16 protein-coding genes, 1 tRNA gene and 1 pseudogene are annotated in these 16,819 nt (G+C 51.3%); 7 read left to right on the forward strand and 11 right to left on the reverse strand.

Features of this window, described 5'->3' with window-relative positions; all coding sequences use genetic code 11:
- Positions 1-48: 48 nt before the first annotated feature.
- Positions 49-972: an ABC transporter permease gene (locus ACM1PF_RS21065; protein ID WP_416666596.1), complete on the reverse strand. Its 924-nt coding sequence runs from the start codon at positions 970-972 to the stop codon at positions 49-51.
- A 519-nt stretch (positions 973-1,491) separates the two neighbouring features.
- On the opposite strand from ACM1PF_RS21065, the gene ACM1PF_RS21070 reads away from it, so the two are divergent.
- Positions 1,492-1,563: transfer RNA gene (locus ACM1PF_RS21070), tRNA-Lys, on the forward strand.
- Positions 1,564-1,601: 38 nt separating this feature from the next.
- Here the strand turns inward: ACM1PF_RS21070 and ACM1PF_RS21075 are convergent.
- The 5 genes and pseudogenes from ACM1PF_RS21075 to ACM1PF_RS21095 form a co-directional block, all read right to left on the reverse strand.
- Positions 1,602-1,703, reverse strand: a pseudogene (locus ACM1PF_RS21075) (DNA polymerase beta); the annotation flags it as partial.
- Between the two features lie 69 nt (positions 1,704-1,772).
- A complete protein-coding gene (locus ACM1PF_RS21080) occupies positions 1,773-1,883 on the reverse strand; it encodes a DUF3368 domain-containing protein (RefSeq protein WP_416666597.1) in 111 nt (36 codons plus the stop codon).
- A gap of 9 nt (positions 1,884-1,892) precedes the next feature.
- A complete protein-coding gene (locus ACM1PF_RS21085) occupies positions 1,893-2,261 on the reverse strand; it encodes a DUF3368 domain-containing protein (RefSeq protein WP_416666598.1) in 369 nt (122 codons plus the stop codon).
- Positions 2,254-2,532, reverse strand: coding sequence for a UPF0175 family protein (locus ACM1PF_RS21090; RefSeq protein WP_416666599.1), 279 nt, complete (start codon positions 2,530-2,532; stop codon positions 2,254-2,256). The genes ACM1PF_RS21085 and ACM1PF_RS21090 overlap by 8 nt, the downstream gene beginning before the upstream one ends.
- 217 nt (positions 2,533-2,749) lie before the next feature.
- The gene (locus tag ACM1PF_RS21095; RefSeq protein ID WP_416666600.1) at positions 2,750-3,820 is read right to left on the reverse strand and encodes a phosphotransferase family protein; all 1,071 of its coding nucleotides are present in this window, start codon (positions 3,818-3,820) and stop codon (positions 2,750-2,752) included.
- Between the two features lie 171 nt (positions 3,821-3,991).
- Here ACM1PF_RS21095 and ACM1PF_RS21100 point away from each other — a divergent pair, with 171 nt between their 5' ends.
- Together ACM1PF_RS21100 and ACM1PF_RS21105 are read left to right on the forward strand one after the other, a co-directional pair.
- On the forward strand, positions 3,992-4,303 hold the full coding sequence (locus tag ACM1PF_RS21100) for an ArsR/SmtB family transcription factor (protein ID WP_416666601.1): 312 nt from the start codon (positions 3,992-3,994) through the stop codon (positions 4,301-4,303).
- Between the two features lie 91 nt (positions 4,304-4,394).
- Entirely contained in the window at positions 4,395-6,095 is a 1,701-nt protein-coding gene (locus ACM1PF_RS21105; RefSeq protein ID WP_416666602.1) for an alpha/beta hydrolase, read from the forward strand.
- A 144-nt stretch (positions 6,096-6,239) separates the two neighbouring features.
- Here the strand turns inward: ACM1PF_RS21105 and ychF are convergent, their stop codons facing one another.
- The 4 genes from ychF to ACM1PF_RS21125 all read right to left on the reverse strand — a co-directional run bounded on the left by ychF (position 6,240) and on the right by ACM1PF_RS21125 (position 9,258).
- A complete protein-coding gene (gene ychF / locus ACM1PF_RS21110; protein ID WP_416666603.1) occupies positions 6,240-7,331 on the reverse strand; it encodes a redox-regulated ATPase YchF in 1,092 nt (363 codons plus the stop codon).
- Between the two features lie 74 nt (positions 7,332-7,405).
- Complete coding sequence (locus ACM1PF_RS21115; protein WP_416666604.1) at positions 7,406-7,999, reverse strand: MarC family protein; 594 nt, start codon at positions 7,997-7,999, stop codon at positions 7,406-7,408.
- A 250-nt stretch (positions 8,000-8,249) separates the two neighbouring features.
- Complete coding sequence (locus ACM1PF_RS21120; RefSeq protein ID WP_416666605.1) at positions 8,250-8,726, reverse strand: pentapeptide repeat-containing protein; 477 nt, start codon at positions 8,724-8,726, stop codon at positions 8,250-8,252.
- A gap of 157 nt (positions 8,727-8,883) precedes the next feature.
- Positions 8,884-9,258: a hypothetical protein gene (locus ACM1PF_RS21125; protein ID WP_416666606.1), complete on the reverse strand. Its 375-nt coding sequence runs from the start codon at positions 9,256-9,258 to the stop codon at positions 8,884-8,886.
- Positions 9,259-9,285: 27 nt separating this feature from the next.
- Between ACM1PF_RS21125 and ACM1PF_RS21130 the strand changes: the two genes are divergently transcribed.
- The 3 genes from ACM1PF_RS21130 to ACM1PF_RS21140 all read left to right on the forward strand — a co-directional run bounded on the left by ACM1PF_RS21130 (position 9,286) and on the right by ACM1PF_RS21140 (position 13,187).
- Positions 9,286-9,834: a hypothetical protein gene (locus tag ACM1PF_RS21130; RefSeq protein ID WP_416666607.1), complete on the forward strand. Its 549-nt coding sequence runs from the start codon at positions 9,286-9,288 to the stop codon at positions 9,832-9,834.
- A 167-nt stretch (positions 9,835-10,001) separates the two neighbouring features.
- Positions 10,002-11,105 (forward strand): hypothetical protein, encoded by a 1,104-nt coding sequence (locus ACM1PF_RS21135; RefSeq protein ID WP_416666608.1) that lies wholly within the window; start codon positions 10,002-10,004, stop codon positions 11,103-11,105.
- Positions 11,106-11,414: 309 nt separating this feature from the next.
- A complete protein-coding gene (locus tag ACM1PF_RS21140; protein ID WP_416666609.1) occupies positions 11,415-13,187 on the forward strand; it encodes a DUF3352 domain-containing protein in 1,773 nt (590 codons plus the stop codon).
- A 208-nt stretch (positions 13,188-13,395) separates the two neighbouring features.
- Here ACM1PF_RS21140 and ACM1PF_RS21145 read toward each other — a convergent pair whose 3' ends face one another.
- Positions 13,396-14,556, reverse strand: coding sequence for an ISH3 family transposase (locus ACM1PF_RS21145; RefSeq protein WP_416666610.1), 1,161 nt, complete (start codon positions 14,554-14,556; stop codon positions 13,396-13,398).
- 391 nt (positions 14,557-14,947) lie between these two features.
- Here ACM1PF_RS21145 and mutL point away from each other — a divergent pair, with 391 nt between their 5' ends.
- Positions 14,948-16,756, forward strand: a complete 1,809-nt coding sequence (gene mutL / locus ACM1PF_RS21150) for a DNA mismatch repair endonuclease MutL (protein ID WP_416666611.1) — start codon at positions 14,948-14,950, stop codon at positions 16,754-16,756.
- Positions 16,757-16,819 lie beyond the last annotated feature (63 nt).

Below are 16,819 nucleotides of genomic sequence, written 5' to 3' on the forward strand. Positions count from 1 at the left end.
GATTTGTTATCAAGAGGCAGACTGGAAGCCTGCGCTACGGTTGCTCGATTATCTTTGAGATGATGATGGGTGGGAACGATCGCCCGACGTGAGCCATAGGTAAAAAACGATAATGAGTAACGAAATTACCGATAGAATTAAACCCAATGCGATCGCCTCCGATCGCCGCGTGAGATCGGTATCGGTAAAGGCTCGATAGACCAGAACGGGTAAGGTGCGCGGACGAGTTGATCCCAGTAAAAAGGGAACCTCAAAGGAGGCAAAGATGAAGCCAAACACAATTAAGCTGGAGGATAAAATTCCCGTTTTCAACATCGGTAAGGTCACTGTCCAAAAGCATTTCCAGGGATTAGCTCCCAGTACCCGCGCCTGAGTTTCGTAGGCTGGATCAATACCCCGCAGCACGGCCAACAAAATCAGGGTGACAAACGGAATTTCCTTCCAGAGAAAGTGCAGCAACACGCCGATGTTCCCTGCATCGTTGACCAACAAAGGAAAGTCCTGATCTGACTGAATCCAACCCCAGTGATACAAGATCCGCGCCAGAAACCCACTGGGCGAAAGCAACAGCAACATTCCCGCTACGCCAACCAGATGGGGAATGGGCAATGTGATTTGGCAGGCAAGACTGGCCCATCGTCCCGACGATCGCAACAGTAAGGCTAACCCCAAACTGAGCAATACCGAGAGTCCGGTGGAAACTGTGGCAATGTAAAGACTCAGGCCCAGCGATCGGAAGAATTCTGGATTGGCCAGGACGGCTTGATAGGCGGCTAACGTGGGTCTACCATCGCTCAATAAACCAATTACCCCAATACTTTGCAAGAACGCCATCACCAATCCACCCCCAAACAGCACCACCACAATGCTGAGGGCAGGGAGCATCAGGAGGTAGGCGAATCCCTGCTGTTGCAATTGGGTGATGGTTGCCCCTGCTGGGCGGGGCGATCGGGGGAGGGCTGCTTTCGTCATGGGATGGGAGGAGGGTGGAGTAAATCATCTGGTGGGGGTTCAGCTTTGTTGGCTGGGCAGGCAAGACTTCGGCTTGAGCGCTCAGTCGAAACGCTGCCCACCCCACAACAGGTTTGTTGACTGGATTCAGTTGCATGGGCGGGCAGGATGCCCACCCCACAAGAGGTTAGTTTCTAAGCATTTTGGGCGATCGGGTATGGTATGAACAGGTTTTGATATGAAAATTGATTCATGTCAATCAAACAGTAAGGCGGTTCTTTGCGGGTTGTCAATCGGTTGAATTTGGGAGCATCCCATTGATGCAAATGGATCGATTTCTGTAGCGCGGGCATCTTGCCTGCCAGTAAACGAGCCGCCATGCAAATGCAAAAGTGGGATACACCCGTTGAATTTGGGGTCAGCCGGAGGGAAGGAATCCTTTACTAGTGTAGAGACCAGGCTGGATTGCCAGATGAATGAACCCTGAGAATTTGGGGAGAATTGGGTACAAAAGTTGCTATGATGAAGTTCCGCTGATTCGGGTGACTAGCGCAACGGTAGCGCATCGGACTCTTAATCCGCTGGTTCTGGGTTCGAATCCCAGGTCACCCATTTACCTCTAAATCTTGCAACACCAATACGCCGCTGGGTCACAGGTAAACAACCTCTGCCAAGATGCGTTCTCCAATGCGTGGTTTTAAACCCGCCTTATGCACCAGATCGACCTTGACTCCTAAATTGGAGATTCTGTAAAACGGGCTTATCCTCAACTTGGGCAGGCAGAACCTCAAGATCCATCGCTGCCTCACCCCCCATTCACTTCACCCTTCCCCGACATAACGCAACACAGAATCAATGAACCGTTGGCTGAAATAAATCCCGGACTCATGCATAGCCTCCAATAGCGGCTTGACGGCTTTGATCTCGCCCAATTGCTTTGCCTAAATCAGTAACCCTACCGACCCCGTAACCCTGAGCTGTAACGATTCAGCCACCTTGCGCCCCGTCAGTTCATCCATTAGCACCAACGAAGCCCGTTTTTCCAGTGCTAAGGCGATCACGGCAGCTTCTCCCCGATCGAGGGTCGGTAACAAAAGGCGCATCTGGTCTTCGGACTGCAAAGACTCGACCTGAATCCAGGATTCCTGCGGTAGGTGAATCTGTCCTGTGGTCGTCCCACTGTAGGTTGTGATTTCTTCAGCAACCGCCGTCGGGATTAGCAGTTTCCCAGCAACCTTTTGCAGCAAGGGCAGTTGTCCGATTCTGGCAAAAGCAATTAAGGGCGTAGCGTTGCTGATGATATTAGTCATGGTCTGTCAATGCAGCAAGTCCAGCCAGGTCAGTATTCAGGGCAGATTCGTCATAGTCAAAGGCGATAATCCCTTTTTGAGCCAGCAGATCCATAAAAGCCAGACGGTTAAGCTCTGCAAGCTCTGCCGCTTTGCCCAGAGACAGTTGCTTACTCTGGAAGAACGAGACCGCCGCCAACAACCGAAATTGCTGACCTAAATCATTCGCCCCCATTTTCAGAGCAGCCAAAATATCCTGGGAAACTTCAAGGGTAATGGTTTCAGTACTCATGGCTTGCAGCTCTTTGAAGATCGATTAGGAAAAGGAAAGCAATCATCCTCTCTAGGTTAATCCAAACCAACCTGACAGAGACCTGTATTACCTGAAGAAAGATGCCTGCCGCCGTTGGGCTTCAACGTTAGACATAAACGAATGTCAGAGATACCCATCCCACAAGAATTCCAAATGTCAGAGATACCCATCCCACAAGAATTCCAGTGGTTGAATTCTATGCTTGAGGTTCAGGATCGTTTAACCAGTTCATGATTTCCTGCCAGAGTTCTGGAAACTGTTGACGACTTTGTTGAAGTCGGGCCATTCGTTCTGCCCCGTTTGGACTGTTTCCATCGGCATACCAGCGATTCGCCGTAATCCAGTATCCTGCCGTCCAGCACAACGATCGCACTGCCGGGAACACGCCAAAGGCTGTGAAGTGATGCTGAATCCGATCGGCTAAATCAGCATCCTCCAGAGCTTCGTAATAGTGGTGCAGGAAAAACGCCCGATCGCTGGCGGGTAAATGATATCCCTGACAGCGGCGCACCGTCACGGGGGAAAGGAAATGACCCAGATCTCCGGCTGGTGAACCCAGTTCAGCCCACTCCCAATCGATGAGATAGGCCTGGCGATCGTTAATCACCCAATTTTCGCAGGTGTGATCGCTATGCACCAGACAACAGTGGGGATAGTCGGTGAGTAACGATTCTGCGTTCAACTGCTGTTCAGCCTGATGCAGAACTGCCTCCAGCATTTGGATGATTTCGGGTTCCGCGTCTGGGGCAGTCAAATAGGGCTGGGCATAATCCTTCGCCTCTTGATAGAACCGGGTTAGGGGTTGATCAATCACTGGAACCTGCGATCGAATCCGATCTAGCTCATAGCCTGCCTCCAGGGGTAAACGGTGGAGTTGGGCCAGGGTTTCAGCACACTGCTGTAAATGCGATCGGCTATAGTTCAGGGCGATCCCTTCCAGGTAATTCGTGATTAAGTAGGTGTAGGGAAAATCCGCCGTCGGTTCCGGTTTCGCATCCTGGAGTTGATGCCCAATTCCAGTTCCCTGGAGATACTGGAGGATCGATTGCTCAAACTGCGTCACCCGCTCAATTTTTCCTGCAAATCGCTGGTTGGGTGTGTTCACCGCCACCCGTACCAACTGAGTGTGATTCAGTCGAAAAATCACATTCGCTTCCCCGTGGGCCAGTAGTTCCAGATGGCAAGATTGATTGGCAAAGCGCGTGCGTTGTAGATGCTCTCCGAGCTGATGCTGGAGTCTGTCGAGTTGAATGGTTTGAGTGGGCACAGTTCCTCCTACACCGATCGGGGACGCACAGCAGTGCGCCCTTACAGGCTGGTAAAAAACAGAATTCGTCTGATTTACGGTTTAATTTTTCCTCTCTTGACATGAATAGAATTTCATATCATTAGTGATTGTAATGCTCATTTGCGGTTTGAGCTTCCTTCAGGCATGTTTATGACTTCCCAGCAGTTCTCTCCCTCCTTTTGCGCCCAACGCCTCAAGGTGCTCGCCGATCCGAGCCGATGGGCAATTCTCAACTTGCTGCTGGACGGTTCTAAATACGTTTGGGAGTTGAATGAAATTCTGGCTCTGGAGCAAAGCCTGTTATCTCACCATTTAAGAATTTTGCGCCAGCAAGGATTGGTTCAGGCTCAGCGGGATGGTAAAGCGGTGCTGTATTCCCTGGCTCCTGATGTCCGAGTGCGATCGGGGGATGGCTTTAATTTAGGATGCTGCGTTTTGTCACTAAAGGACAATTGCCGATAAGAGCAACCGATCGGAGGATGACGATCGCCTGTGCTCTCCATCAAAATTTCTTAACATAGACCGTAATGCTCCTGAACACTTGTGCTTGATCGTGAGACGAAACCGCCTTTCCCTGTTCTTATATGCTGCGCTGACTTTGAGCATTGCCTTTCTGCCAGATGCCCTCACTCCCAAACCTGTTCAGAGTGCAGAGCGGATTCACTTTACCGTTGGGCCCCTTGACCTGACCATCTCAGTCGATTCGTTGGAAACCTTCGTAGAAACAGGGGAAATTACACCCGAATTGCGGCGATATACTCGCTATCTGGATGATCAAACCTTAGAAGAACTCCAGCCTTTACTGCAACAATCCTTTGAAGTCAGTCATGTGGCTGTGGCGCAGTTAGCCTATTCTCCGATCGGAGAAACTTTTTTGCAGCAGTTGGGGGAAGTGATTCAGACCCAATCTCGGCAAAACGGATTCTATGCAATTCGGGCGGCTCTAATTCAAGCAGCACAGGATCCAGAGGGAATTACGCTGATCAACGTGATTCGCTATTTCCCAACGGAAGGACTGCGAATCAATACACGCCAGGTACAAGAACTGGTGCAAGAGTTTAGAGTTTTACTGGAATATCAGGATGCAACCCTGCGGGCGATCGAGCAACAAGCTGTTTTGGAAGCCGCTGAATTTCCGACTGACTTTACCCAACTGCCCGATCTGACTCAGCCAGGAGAATTTGCAGTGGTCAGACGAACGGAAACGATTACGGATGGCGATCGACCTGGACTCAACGGCCAATTTGGACGAGTTTATGATACTGATTTTTACTTTCCCCAGGATGCACCCTCTCCGGCTCCAGTGATTGCGATTTCTCATGGACTGGGTTCAAACCGGGAAGAGTTTGCTGAACTGGCAACTCATTTGGCTTCCTATGGTTTCGCAGTGGTTGTCCCAGAACATATTGGCAGTAACACCCAGTTCAGAGAAGATGCCCTGTCAGGCTTGTTCTACCAATTGCTCAGACCAGAGGAATTTATCGATCGCCCGATTGACATCACCGTAGCGTTAGATCGTCTAGAACGCTTTGCCCAAGAGAATCCCGATATCGCTGGAACGCTTGATATGGAATCAGTAGGGGTTATTGGCCATTCCTTTGGCGGCTATACCGCTCTAGCCCTGGCAGGAGCAGAAATCAACCCCCTGCGGCTGGCGATCGAATGTCGGGATGAGCAGATTAACTTAAACATTTCGCTGCTTCTCCAGTGCCTTGCTATAGAATTACCGCCTGCCTCAATTGATTTAAGTGATCCTCGCGTCCGGGCGGTCATCGCCATGTCTCCCGTTCCCAGTGCCATCCTGGGGCCAGAGGGTATGGAGGCGATCGATCGGCCCACGTTCATCATTGCCGCAGACAATGATTTTGTTGCCCCCGCCATTGCCGAACAAATTTATCCCTTTACCTGGCTCACCACTCCAGAAAGATATTTAGCTGTACTTTCCCCAGCCAGTCATCTCACGGTGATCGACAGCATTTTTTTGGGAACGACTTCTCCCCTGGATGAATTGCTGATCGGCCCCAGTGGCGGACTCGGCAGCCAGTATACGCAGGCTCTCAGCGTTGCCTTCATGGAGTTCTACCTGAACGATCGCGCCGATTATCAGCCTTATCTCAGTGCGGCCTATGCGGAGTTTCTGAGCCAAGAGCCATTGAACCTTAGCTTGATTCGATCGTTGACCCGCGAACAACTAGAGGCAGCCTATGGAGATACGCCGCCGCAAGTCGTTAGACCGTTGTTTGAAGAGGAATAGGGAAACTACTGGAGCTTTTCAATTTACATCTTGCTGGAATGGGAATTGATCATCTGAAATTCTTGTGGGGTGGGCATCTTGCCCGCCCAGTCAACAAAGCAGAACAATGGACAGGTGATGGACAGGTTATTGAGTTAACCCTGCTTAAACATTAAAACGGAATAGCATGACATCCCCTTCTTGAACGGTATAATCCTTACCTTCACTTCGAACCAAACCTTTCTCTTTTGCTCCATTCATGGAACCCGTTGTCACCAGATCCTGGTATGACACCGTTTCCGCTCGGATGAAACCCCGCTCAAAGTCAGAGTGAATGACTCCAGCCGCTTGAGGAGCCGACATTCCAGCGTGAATCGTCCAGGCACGAGTCTCTTTGGGCCCGGTTGTAAAATAGGTACGGAGTCCCAACAGTTCATAGGTCGCCCGAATCAAAGACTTTAAGCCCCCTTCTTCCACGCCCAAGGATTCTAAAAATTCTTTTTGTTCCTCCTCCGGCAGTTCAATCAGCTCTGACTCCACCTGGGCCGACATCACCACCACCTGAGCATTTTCCTGGGCAGCCACTTCCCGCACCTGCTCCACCCAGGCATTGCCTGTGGCCAGATCATCTTCCGAAACGTTGGTTGCGTAGATAATTGGTTTCAGGGTCAACAGTCCCAATGGCTTGACGAATTCTTCCTCATCGTCAGTCAGTTCCACCTGACGAGCGGGTTTGCCTTCGTTGAGCACAGCACTAATTTTTTCCAGGGCTGCCAGCTCTACCTGCGCCTCTTTACTGGTGCGGGCTTGTTTGCGGACTCGTTCCATGCGGCGTTCGATCTGCGACAGATCCGCCAGCCCCAGTTCCAGGTTAATCACATCAATATCCCGGGCTGGATCAACGGATCCCGATACATGGATAATGTCGTCATTGTCAAAACAGCGCACCACATGGACGATCGCATCTACCTCGCGGATATTGGCAAGAAACTGGTTGCCCAGCCCTTCCCCCTTACTTGCGCCCTTGACCAATCCAGCAATATCAACAAACTCAACTCGCGCCGGAATAATATTGGTAGAATCAGAGATTTTTCCCAAGACCTGCAAGCGTTCATCGGGAACCGACACCACCCCAACATTAGGCTCGATGGTACAGAAAGGAAAATTGGCGGCCTCGGCTTTGGCATTGGCGACGAGGGCATTAAATAAAGTGGATTTCCCGACGTTGGGCAGTCCGACGATCCCGGCTCTCAGCATGACACTCTGGATAAATGCGACAGATAGTTAACAAAAGTCCATCTCTCAGTGTACTCGCTTCGGCTTCATCTCGACTAAGTTAAAAACAATTGCCGGATGCCTGCGCTGCCAATCTCCACGGCGAGGGCTGCCAGCAAAAAGCCCAGAAGTTTTGTCGCAATTAATGCTCCCTCTGCCCCAATCCAGTGGGAAACACGGTTTGCCTGCCGGAAGATCAGCCAGGAAACGATCATCGCACCCAGAATTCCTCCAATCACGCTGGTATGAGCATTGGGGGCTTCAGACATCAGGAGCATCACGGTGGTTAAGGTTCCCGGCCCTGCCAGGAGCGGTAACGCCAGAGGGGTGATGGCCACATCCCGATCGCCTTCCACGATCGGTTCATCTAGCTTTCCATTCAGCATATCCAGCGCAATGAGCAACAGCAGTAAACCACCTGCCACTTGTAGAGATGCAATGCTGATGTGGAGATAGTTCAAAATCGGTTGTCCGATAAAAGCAAACACAAGCAATACCGCAGTCGCAACCACCGTAGCGCGATCGACCACTTGATTGCGCTCAGTCGTTTCCATGCCTTTAGTCAAAATTAAGACGATCGGGGCGTTGCCCAGGGCATCTGCCAGCACAAAGACCGCTACAAACGTCCGCACCAAAGTTCCCACATCCACTCAGCACCTCCCTGGATGAATCACGAGGATCAATCAAAGCTTCCTCCTGTTAGCCTAGCTTATAGATGCAGAAGTCAATGCAGGAAAAACAGCAGGAAAAAGCCTTACCCGATCGAAACCGAAGTAAGGCTTATGTCCATCCAGAATAATTGCCTATCCGAATCACTCAAGTTTTTGGAATTCAGGCTCTGACGGGGTTTTCAGATCGGTTCTTAATTGAACAGATTCAAACTGATGCGATCGCCTTTAATCACCTTTGACTGCCAGACCAGCTAATCCAGCGGTGGGTGACATCTCGAAACTGAACTGAATGGTGCAGTTCTGCCTCATTAATGTTCGTGCCTTCCAAAATGGCTCCGCTCATCTCTACACCATTTAGAATTGCTCCGACCAGATCCGCATTCACTAAAACCGCACTACGGAGATCCGCACGGCTGAGATTGGCCCGTCCCAGTTTTGCCCCAGTCAGGTCAGCCCCAATTAAATTCACATTACTGAGGTCGGCACTGCGGAGGTCAGCATTGGCCAGATCCGCATTCGTCAGATTCGCCCGACTCAAATTTGTTCCGAGTAAATTTGCCCCGCTCAGGTCAGCTCCACTCAGGTCAGCACCCGTCAGATCCGTATGGCTGAGGTTCACTCCGCCCAGGTCGGCACCGTGCAGGCAAATGCCACCAAAATCGCGCTCCCCCTCAGCATAACGGGTCAAAACTTGTTTAATATCCATAGTTCTTCTCCAGCTTTTGTTTAGTGCCTATCCATTCCTTTACGAAATTTTGGGATGGAGTTTGAGTCCTAAAAGTGATCTTTACCGTACATAAACGGATGGCTCACACTTGAAAATTAGTCATTCGATCGCGCTGTTTCTCATTTTTTCTCATTCTTTAAAAGGTCAACTTTCTAAAAATGGTCAGGCCACTACCAATGCACATCAATATGCACCTCAATGCACCATGCCCCAAGAACGCCAGGACTGTATAAGCTGATTCAGCTTGATTAATTTCAGCCTGATTGATTTCAGCCTGATTGATTTCAGCTTGATTGATTTCTGATTGGATTGAAATTGCAGAAACGGCATTGTTTATATGAGAATTATGCTGCATTTCATCTAGCTTTGTGGAGTTTTTTATCAAAAAGTTACCATCATCTCCAGTCCGATATTTTTTAGCGCAAAAGAAAACGCATGGTGTTAAAGCTATGAAAGGGTTGCTCCCTGGTGTGAATGCCTCAATGCAACCTACTTCAATGCAACCGTGCATCTTTTGCTGATTCTTTTGCCGCTTCTAATGAAGATTGTGATTTGTCCTGGTATTCACGCAGTCGATCTGACCCAGCAGTTTGTGATGAGCCTTGGGAAATTACCGAATCCAGTTCTGGTGTTTCCCACCGATCGCTACCCTGCCTATTCCGGCTGGCATATCGTGCAATTTCTGCAAGCCGGTTCTCCAGAGCTGGCTCCAGATGATGAAATTTTATTAATTGGATTCAGTGCAGGTGTAGTAGGGGCTGCCAGTGCGGCTGTTTTGTGGCAGGGCCTGGGCAAATCCGTTAAGGCTCTGATTGCGATCGACGGGTGGGGCGTACCGCTATGGGGCAACTTCCCGATCTACCGGGTCAGCCATGATTCGTTTACCCACTGGAGTTCGGCACTGCTGGGTTCAGGAAATGAAAGTTTCTATGCTGACCCCCCGGTGGATCATCTAGAACTATGGCGATCGCCTCAGAGGTCCTGGGGCTGGCAGGTCAGATCAGGCTATTTTGCGGCTCAGGCTCATCGACCCATCACTGCCTGTCAGTTCATCCAACAATTACTGAGTCGTCACCACGAATCGTGAAGTTTGTATGAAGGAAAATAGCCGATCGAATAAACTATCGTGAACTGAATTTGAAGACAAGACAAAGATTGAGATTTTAGTAACGAATAAACATCATCAATGTAAAAAAATTCACTTAATATAGCGAAGAATACTTTGCAATGTGGCAATTCTGACACCGAGCCATTATGAGCAGACGATCTGATGCAGGGTCAAATCGGAATCTTCGTCCGAAAAAGCTGTCCCGCCTGTACATCAAAGAGGAGTTTGAGCTGGACAAGCCATCCCCCTCCCGTCCTTCTATGAGGTGGTTGTTTTCCCTGTTGCCGATCGCCGTCTTTTGTTCCTCCTTAGTATTGGCCATTGCCGTTACGGTACAGGACTCTCGCCCCAAATCCTCTGTCCCGGATATGACCAAAAGTGAAGCATTTCGGTGGGCTGTGAACCGCGCCATGAGTGCGGCTGAACTGACTCAGATCGCTCAATCCAGAGAAGAGTGGACGACCGTCGCAGACTGGTGGCAGGAGGCAGTTGAGTTTATGGAAGCAGTGCCTCGAACGCATCCTAAGTATGACGTGGCCCAGCAGAAGGTAGAGGAATATCAGAATAACTTAAGCTACGCGATGGGCAAGGCCGATACCCAGGCGGCTGATGCTTCCCCTAACCTGTGGTCGCTCGGTTCTCGTCGCATTGATCTGATCCGGACTCAGGGGGAACCCACCCACACCACCCGATATGATGCGCTGTGTCAGGAAGTTCTGAACTACGGTGGCAGTACGGTTGAGTTAAATAACGGCATTATCGTGGGTTATGAAGATATCGATCGCAACCTGCGGGCCATCGCCGGGGATGAACCCGTTTCTACAGCCCTCGTCGGCGATGGCTATAGCTGGACGATCGGCTCCACTCGCTCAGATGTATTTGCCATTCAGGGCACTCCCGATCGCGTGACGCGATATGATTCGCTGCGGCGAGAAACGCTGTATTACGGCAACAGCACGATCGACCTTGTTGAAGATAAGGTTGCAGGCTACAACAATTTAGGCAACAACCTCCGGGTTGCCATTGCCACCATTCCCTCCGGCAGTGAAGATGAGGCGGTTGGATTTTGGACGATCGGCACAGAACGCAATGATGTGTTTAGAATCCAGGGCACGCCTACCCAGGTCAATCTGGAAAACTCCCTGTGTAAAGAAATCCTGCACTATGGCAATAGCGTGATTGAACTGCGGAATGGGTTTGTCAGCGGCTATAACAATCTGAGTGGCAACTTGCAGGTTCGGGTGCGCTGATCAACTGGAGGATCCTGGCAAGCGGTCTTCAGTTCATGGGAGTATGTCACTTTTGTCGCCCTCACCCTAAATCCCTCTCCCAAAGGGAGAGGGACTTCGATCTGGCTCCCCTTCTCCCCACTTGGGAGAAGGGGCTGGGGGATGAGGGTTAGACTTGCAAACGTGACATGCTCCCTTCGTTCATCCTCAATCATCACGATTCAATATCAGAAATGATTCGGTGGATGTCCCTTGCAATACTACACTAAGGGTGGTTATCCCTTGTGAGGTTATTGGCCCAGTCACACTTGGCGACATTCTCCTGGATTCATGAAGACTCGATCGTTTGTTTCTATCCTGATTTCTGTAGTTCTGGTGCTGCTGCTGGCGGGTGGAGCCGGGGCTTACTGGCTGGTGTCCCGCAATCCCCTGCTGCTCATGGAGGGTGTGGAACAGGCCCCCGAAGCCAGTGTGTTCCTCTCGCGGCAGTCTCCCCTGGTGGTATCCCTGCTGGTTCATCCCGATCGCCTGACGGCCTTTGGATTAGCCGTCACCCCCCCCACGCAACGAAAGCGAGTACAAACGCAGTGGCAACATTTTCGGCAGGCTGTGTTCGGCAATCGTGAGTTGGACTATCAGCAAGACATTCAGCCCTGGTTGGGAAATGAGCTAACTTTTGCCGTGACCACCCCTGATATCGATCGAGATGCTTTGAATGGGGAACAACCGGGTTACTTGCTGGCAGCGGCTATCCGCAATGGGGACAAGGCCAATCAAGCAATTCAAACTTACTGGCAACGCCAGGCCACGACAGGGGTAGATCTGGTGTTTGAGCAGTTTGCTGGGGTGAATCTGGTCTATAGCGATCGAGAGCAGGCGACTCCTACCGTTGGAACAGCCTCTGAGACGGCTTTGGCGACAGCAGTGGTGGGCGATCGGTTTGTCCTGTTTGCCAATCATCCCAAGGTGCTCCGCGATGCCATCAACAATCTGCAAGTTCCAGAATTGAGCCTGAGCCGTAGTGAATCCTATCAGCAAGCCCTGCAACAGCTTGTGCAACCCCACGTGGGTCTGGCCTTTGTTCACCTACCCCAATTGGCTGCATGGCTGGAGGATACTGATGCGAATTCATCTCCCCTTCCCCCCACAGCGGCGACTGCCACGTTTGATAGCGTGTTGATGGCGTTACGGTTAGATGACCAGGGCATTATCGCGGATACTCAACTGTTGACGGCCCCTGGACAAACGATCGAACCCAGTCGTCCAGAATTTACTCAACCCGTTTCCGCCTTACAGTACATTCCCGCCAACAGTCCCCTGGTGGCAGCAGGTCACAATTTAGAGCAGGATTGGGCGACCGTGACAGCCAATCTGGACGGATATGAGGCGTTGCAAAAGCTGCTCCATCAACCGCTGGATTCCCTGGCGCAACAGTGGGAGACAAAACCAGAAGAAATTATGTCCTGGATTCAGGATGAATACGCGCTGGGATTGCTGCCCCAGGAGAATGGCACTCAGTCCGACTGGATCTTTGTCACCCAACAATCCCCCGAACTCAGCGATCGTCTTACCCAGCTTGACCAAACAGTCCAGCAGGAAGGAATCAGCATCGGACGTTTTACGATCGCCGAGCAGCCCGTCACCGCCTGGACAAAGCTCTCTGCCATGAGCCGAACGGTGGCAACGGCTGAGTCCAAACTCGACCGCAAAGCCAATCGTAAATCCGATCGCAGCAATCCCCGTGAATCAGTCACAGTTCAGGCAGAAGTGCAGGGCGTTCATGCTTCGATCGCCGGGTACGAAATTTTTGCCACCTCCCTGGATGCGATCGCCCAATGCCTTGAATCCAGCCAGAACTCTCTGGTGGCGACCGATCGATTTCAGCAGGAAATAGCGGCCCTCCCTTCCCCCAACGATGGCTATATTTTCGTTGATTGGCTGGCACTCCAGGAAACCGATCGTTCCACCTCTTCTCCTCTGCCCAAATTAAAGGGACGATTAGCCTTCCTCAGACCTGTGATCAATGAATTGCGCACCTTGACCTTCAGCAGCAATGGCAGTAGCTCGACGGCAGCCAAAGGTACCCTCTTCCTGCGGCTTTGAGTTGGGGGATTATTCTGGGTGAACTCCTGCTGGGTTCACTTCGGTCACTAAGCTGCACCCTGCTGCTGGAACCGCCAAGCCTTCGGAGGCAGAAGACCAGCACGCCACCAGACAACGCTGATCGTGCTCTCGTTGTTCATCGGTGAGCCAGCAACGATGCAAACATTTTGCCTGATAGTCTTTCTTATAATCTCAGTAGATCGCAAATTCATTCTAGAGAGGGTAAATAGATGGCTGTGATGACTGGGAAATGTCGCTCGACAGCCTGAGAGAGAAACTCCAACATGGTCTTGAGACTAAAGAGTTCTCGGTAAACGACCCGTCCTCCTCGTTGAGTACGGCTCACAAAGAACCAGAGCAAATACACCCAGAGATTGACCAAAATAAACGCCAGAGCCACAAACAGCAAACGGGTGACTGGATTCTTGCTCGTGGTGCGGATACGGCACCCATTTTTCATCCTGTAGCTGGTCTCGATACCGAAACGGTCTTTGTAATGCTGATGCATCTGCTCCAAAGCAACCCTCACACGATGCACCACGTATAGGGTGTATTGGATACCATGTTTCCCTTTGAACCCTTTGTAATAGCTGCAAATCACCCGCATCTGACAGGTAACTGAACCATATTGAGGGCTGTTGAGGGTATAACGGGTGGCATAACTTTTGCGCCCAATCAACAACTGGCGAGTACCTCCACGTTTGCCTCGAATTACCGCAGGCATGAGAAACGGAATATTGAGAGCTTTGAGCCAACGAATGACTGGTACACTATAGAACCCACGGTCAAGATAAAGCCGTTTGACGCGGACTCGTAAGGGAGTCAGCATGGCTAATAAATAAGTGATGGTTGCAACCAATGTTTCATGCCGATGCACGGCATGAATACCCAAAGTAACCCGTTTGTTACGACAAATCACATAGACGGTGGCATAGGCAAAGAACGAAGTCGTGCCTGCCTTAGCTTGAGAGCGGTAGATGTAAGGCTCAGTGGCGACGTTCACACTGCCGTAATAGGGAATCAGATGGAGGTCAATGGCAATACGATGCTTGCCCTTACGAATTTTTGGGGGGATGCGGCTTTGCAGAGCGGCATTGAGTTGAGATTCCAGAGTTGTGATATCGTCTAACTTATCGAGATGATAGCGAATGCCATTGCCACTGGGTACGCCCTCCAATCGTTGTGTTGTGTGTTCAATGCTATCGCTGCGACTGGCGGCCCGTAGCAAAATCTCAAACAGATCTTGGAGTGTGTATCCACCTTGCATGTCCAGGGATAAGTGTTCCAATAGGCAGTCGAGGGCTACCTCCAACGTCGCTTCATCCGTCAAAGCTGGAGCAGGCGATAATGAACTTGGGTAGATCGTCATGGCTTTGTTTTAATGCGTTTAGCCTGACCCTACCCCTTTCCTAGAGAATTTGCGATCTACTGAATCTTGATGAATGCAGGCTGCTGCTACTGCCTGGGAAGGAAGACCTTTACAAGGATGTTTATTCGGTTGATATTCTACCTGGTTAGTGCCAGATGAGATTTTCATAAGTCTAATTGAATTCATACACAGACCCCGACAGGATCAGCATAGAAGTCTGGGGCATGTCAGAGCTTCTCCCAATGGTGTCGCATGATTGAGTGATATTTGTTACCTGGATTTACCCCAACTGGTTCATCTAAGCGGGTGAACTTGAGGTCGCATCAGTGCAGCAATTCGTTAGGATTTGGAAAGCGAGGTAAAAGCCAGCCGTGAGTGACTGGAACGTTTGATGTCATCCATAATCCAAACCCTACCGACCGATGTTGTGGACTTAATTGCCGCAGGCGAGGTGATTGACTCCCTGGCGGCCGTCGTGCGGGAGTTAGCTGAAAACGCCTTAGATGCTGGAGCAACTCGGATCACGATCAGCCTTTGGCCAGAACAATGGTGCATTCAAATCGCAGATAACGGATCGGGCATGACCCTGGCGGATTTAGAACAGGCGGCGATCGCCCACAGCACCAGCAAGATCCAATCTAGCCAAGACCTCTGGCAGATCAGCAGTCTTGGGTTCCGTGGAGAAGCCCTCCATAGCCTGGCCCAGCTCGCCCAGCTTGAACTCTGTAGCCGCGACTCGACCTCCTCCAATGGTTGGCGCGTCCAGTACACCGCTCAGGGTGAACCTGCTCAGGTGGAACCGATCGCCCTTGCTCCTGGCACGATCGTCACTGTATCCAACCTCTTCGGCAACTGGCTTCCCCGTCGGGCTGGCTTTCCTCCCCTGACCCAACAACTCCGCTTGATTCAGCAAACTATCCAACAGCTTGCCCTCTGTCATCCCCACATCACCTGGCAAGTTCAACAAGGCGATCGACCCTGGTTTAATATTTGGGCGGGTACATCAGCACAGCAAATTCTGCCCCAAATTTTGCGAGAGGTGCAGGTGGGGGATTTGCGAGAAGTGAGGGTGGGGAGTCGGGAGTCGGGAGTCGAGAGTCGGGAGTCGGGAGTCGAGAAACCGGGAGAACCCAGCGAAGCACTCACCTACTTACCCACTCACCCACCCACTCACCCACCCACCCACTTACCCACCCACCCACTTACCCACCCCTCTACTCTCCTCCTTGGCTTACCCGATCGCTGCCATCGTCGTCGTCCTGATTGGATCAAAGTTGCGGTGAATGGTCGCGTGGTTCGGGTGGCAGAGTTGGAACAAACTATTCTGGGAGCATTTCGGCGGATGTTACCCCGCGATCGCTATCCTGTCTGCTTTTTGCATCTCCAGCTTCCTCCCAACCTGGTGGATTGGAACCGCCATCCTGCCAAAGCTGAAATTTACCTGCATTCGCTATTGAATATCCAACAAGCCGTCACCCGGGCGATCGACCATGCCCTGCATCTCCAGAACCATACCCTTCCGGAAGCTCCCCAAACCGCCAGAATTAGCCACCTGATCAAAGCCGCAGAACCCAAAGGTCACTACCGCTCCATCCCACCCACTCCCGACTCCCGACTCCCGACTCCCGACTCCCGACTCCCGACTCCCGACTCCCCACTCACTCCCCTCAAAGCCCTCGCCCAGGTTCACCAGATGTATATCCTGGCGGAACATCCCACTGGAGTCTGGTTAGTGGAACAACACATTGCCCATGAGCGGGTGTTGTATGAGCAGTTATCCGATCGCTGGCAGCTCGTCCCTCTGGAATCGCCCGTAATTTTGAATGAACTGTCCCTTCCTCAGCAGGAGCAACTGCACCGGATTGGGATTGAGATTGAACTGTTTGGCGATCGATTGTGGGCAGCGCGATCGATGCCTGAGGCGTTGGTGAATCGGGGCGATCGGGTGGATGCAATCCTGGAACTCAGTTTGGGGGGGGATTTAGAGTCCGCTTTGGTGGCGACAGCTTGCCGAACGGCAATTCGGAATGGAACTCCGTTGTCTTTAATGGAGATGCAAACTTTACTGGATCAATGGCAGCAAACTCGCAATCCTCGCACTTGTCCCCACGGTCGGCCGATCTATTTGCAGCTTCAGGAATCTAGCCTATCGCGGTTTTTCCGTCGGCATTGGGTGATTGGTAAGAGTCACGGAATTTGAATAGGGGCGCACAGTGGTGAGAATGCACCGGGGACATATGTGGGGACTGGGCGGGCAAGATGC

The sequence above is a fragment of the Egbenema bharatensis FJBBOT/2019 genome (assembly GCF_048077055.1).
In the GTDB taxonomy this organism is placed as follows: Bacteria; Cyanobacteriota; Cyanobacteriia; order Elainellales; family Elainellaceae; genus Egbenema; species Egbenema bharatensis.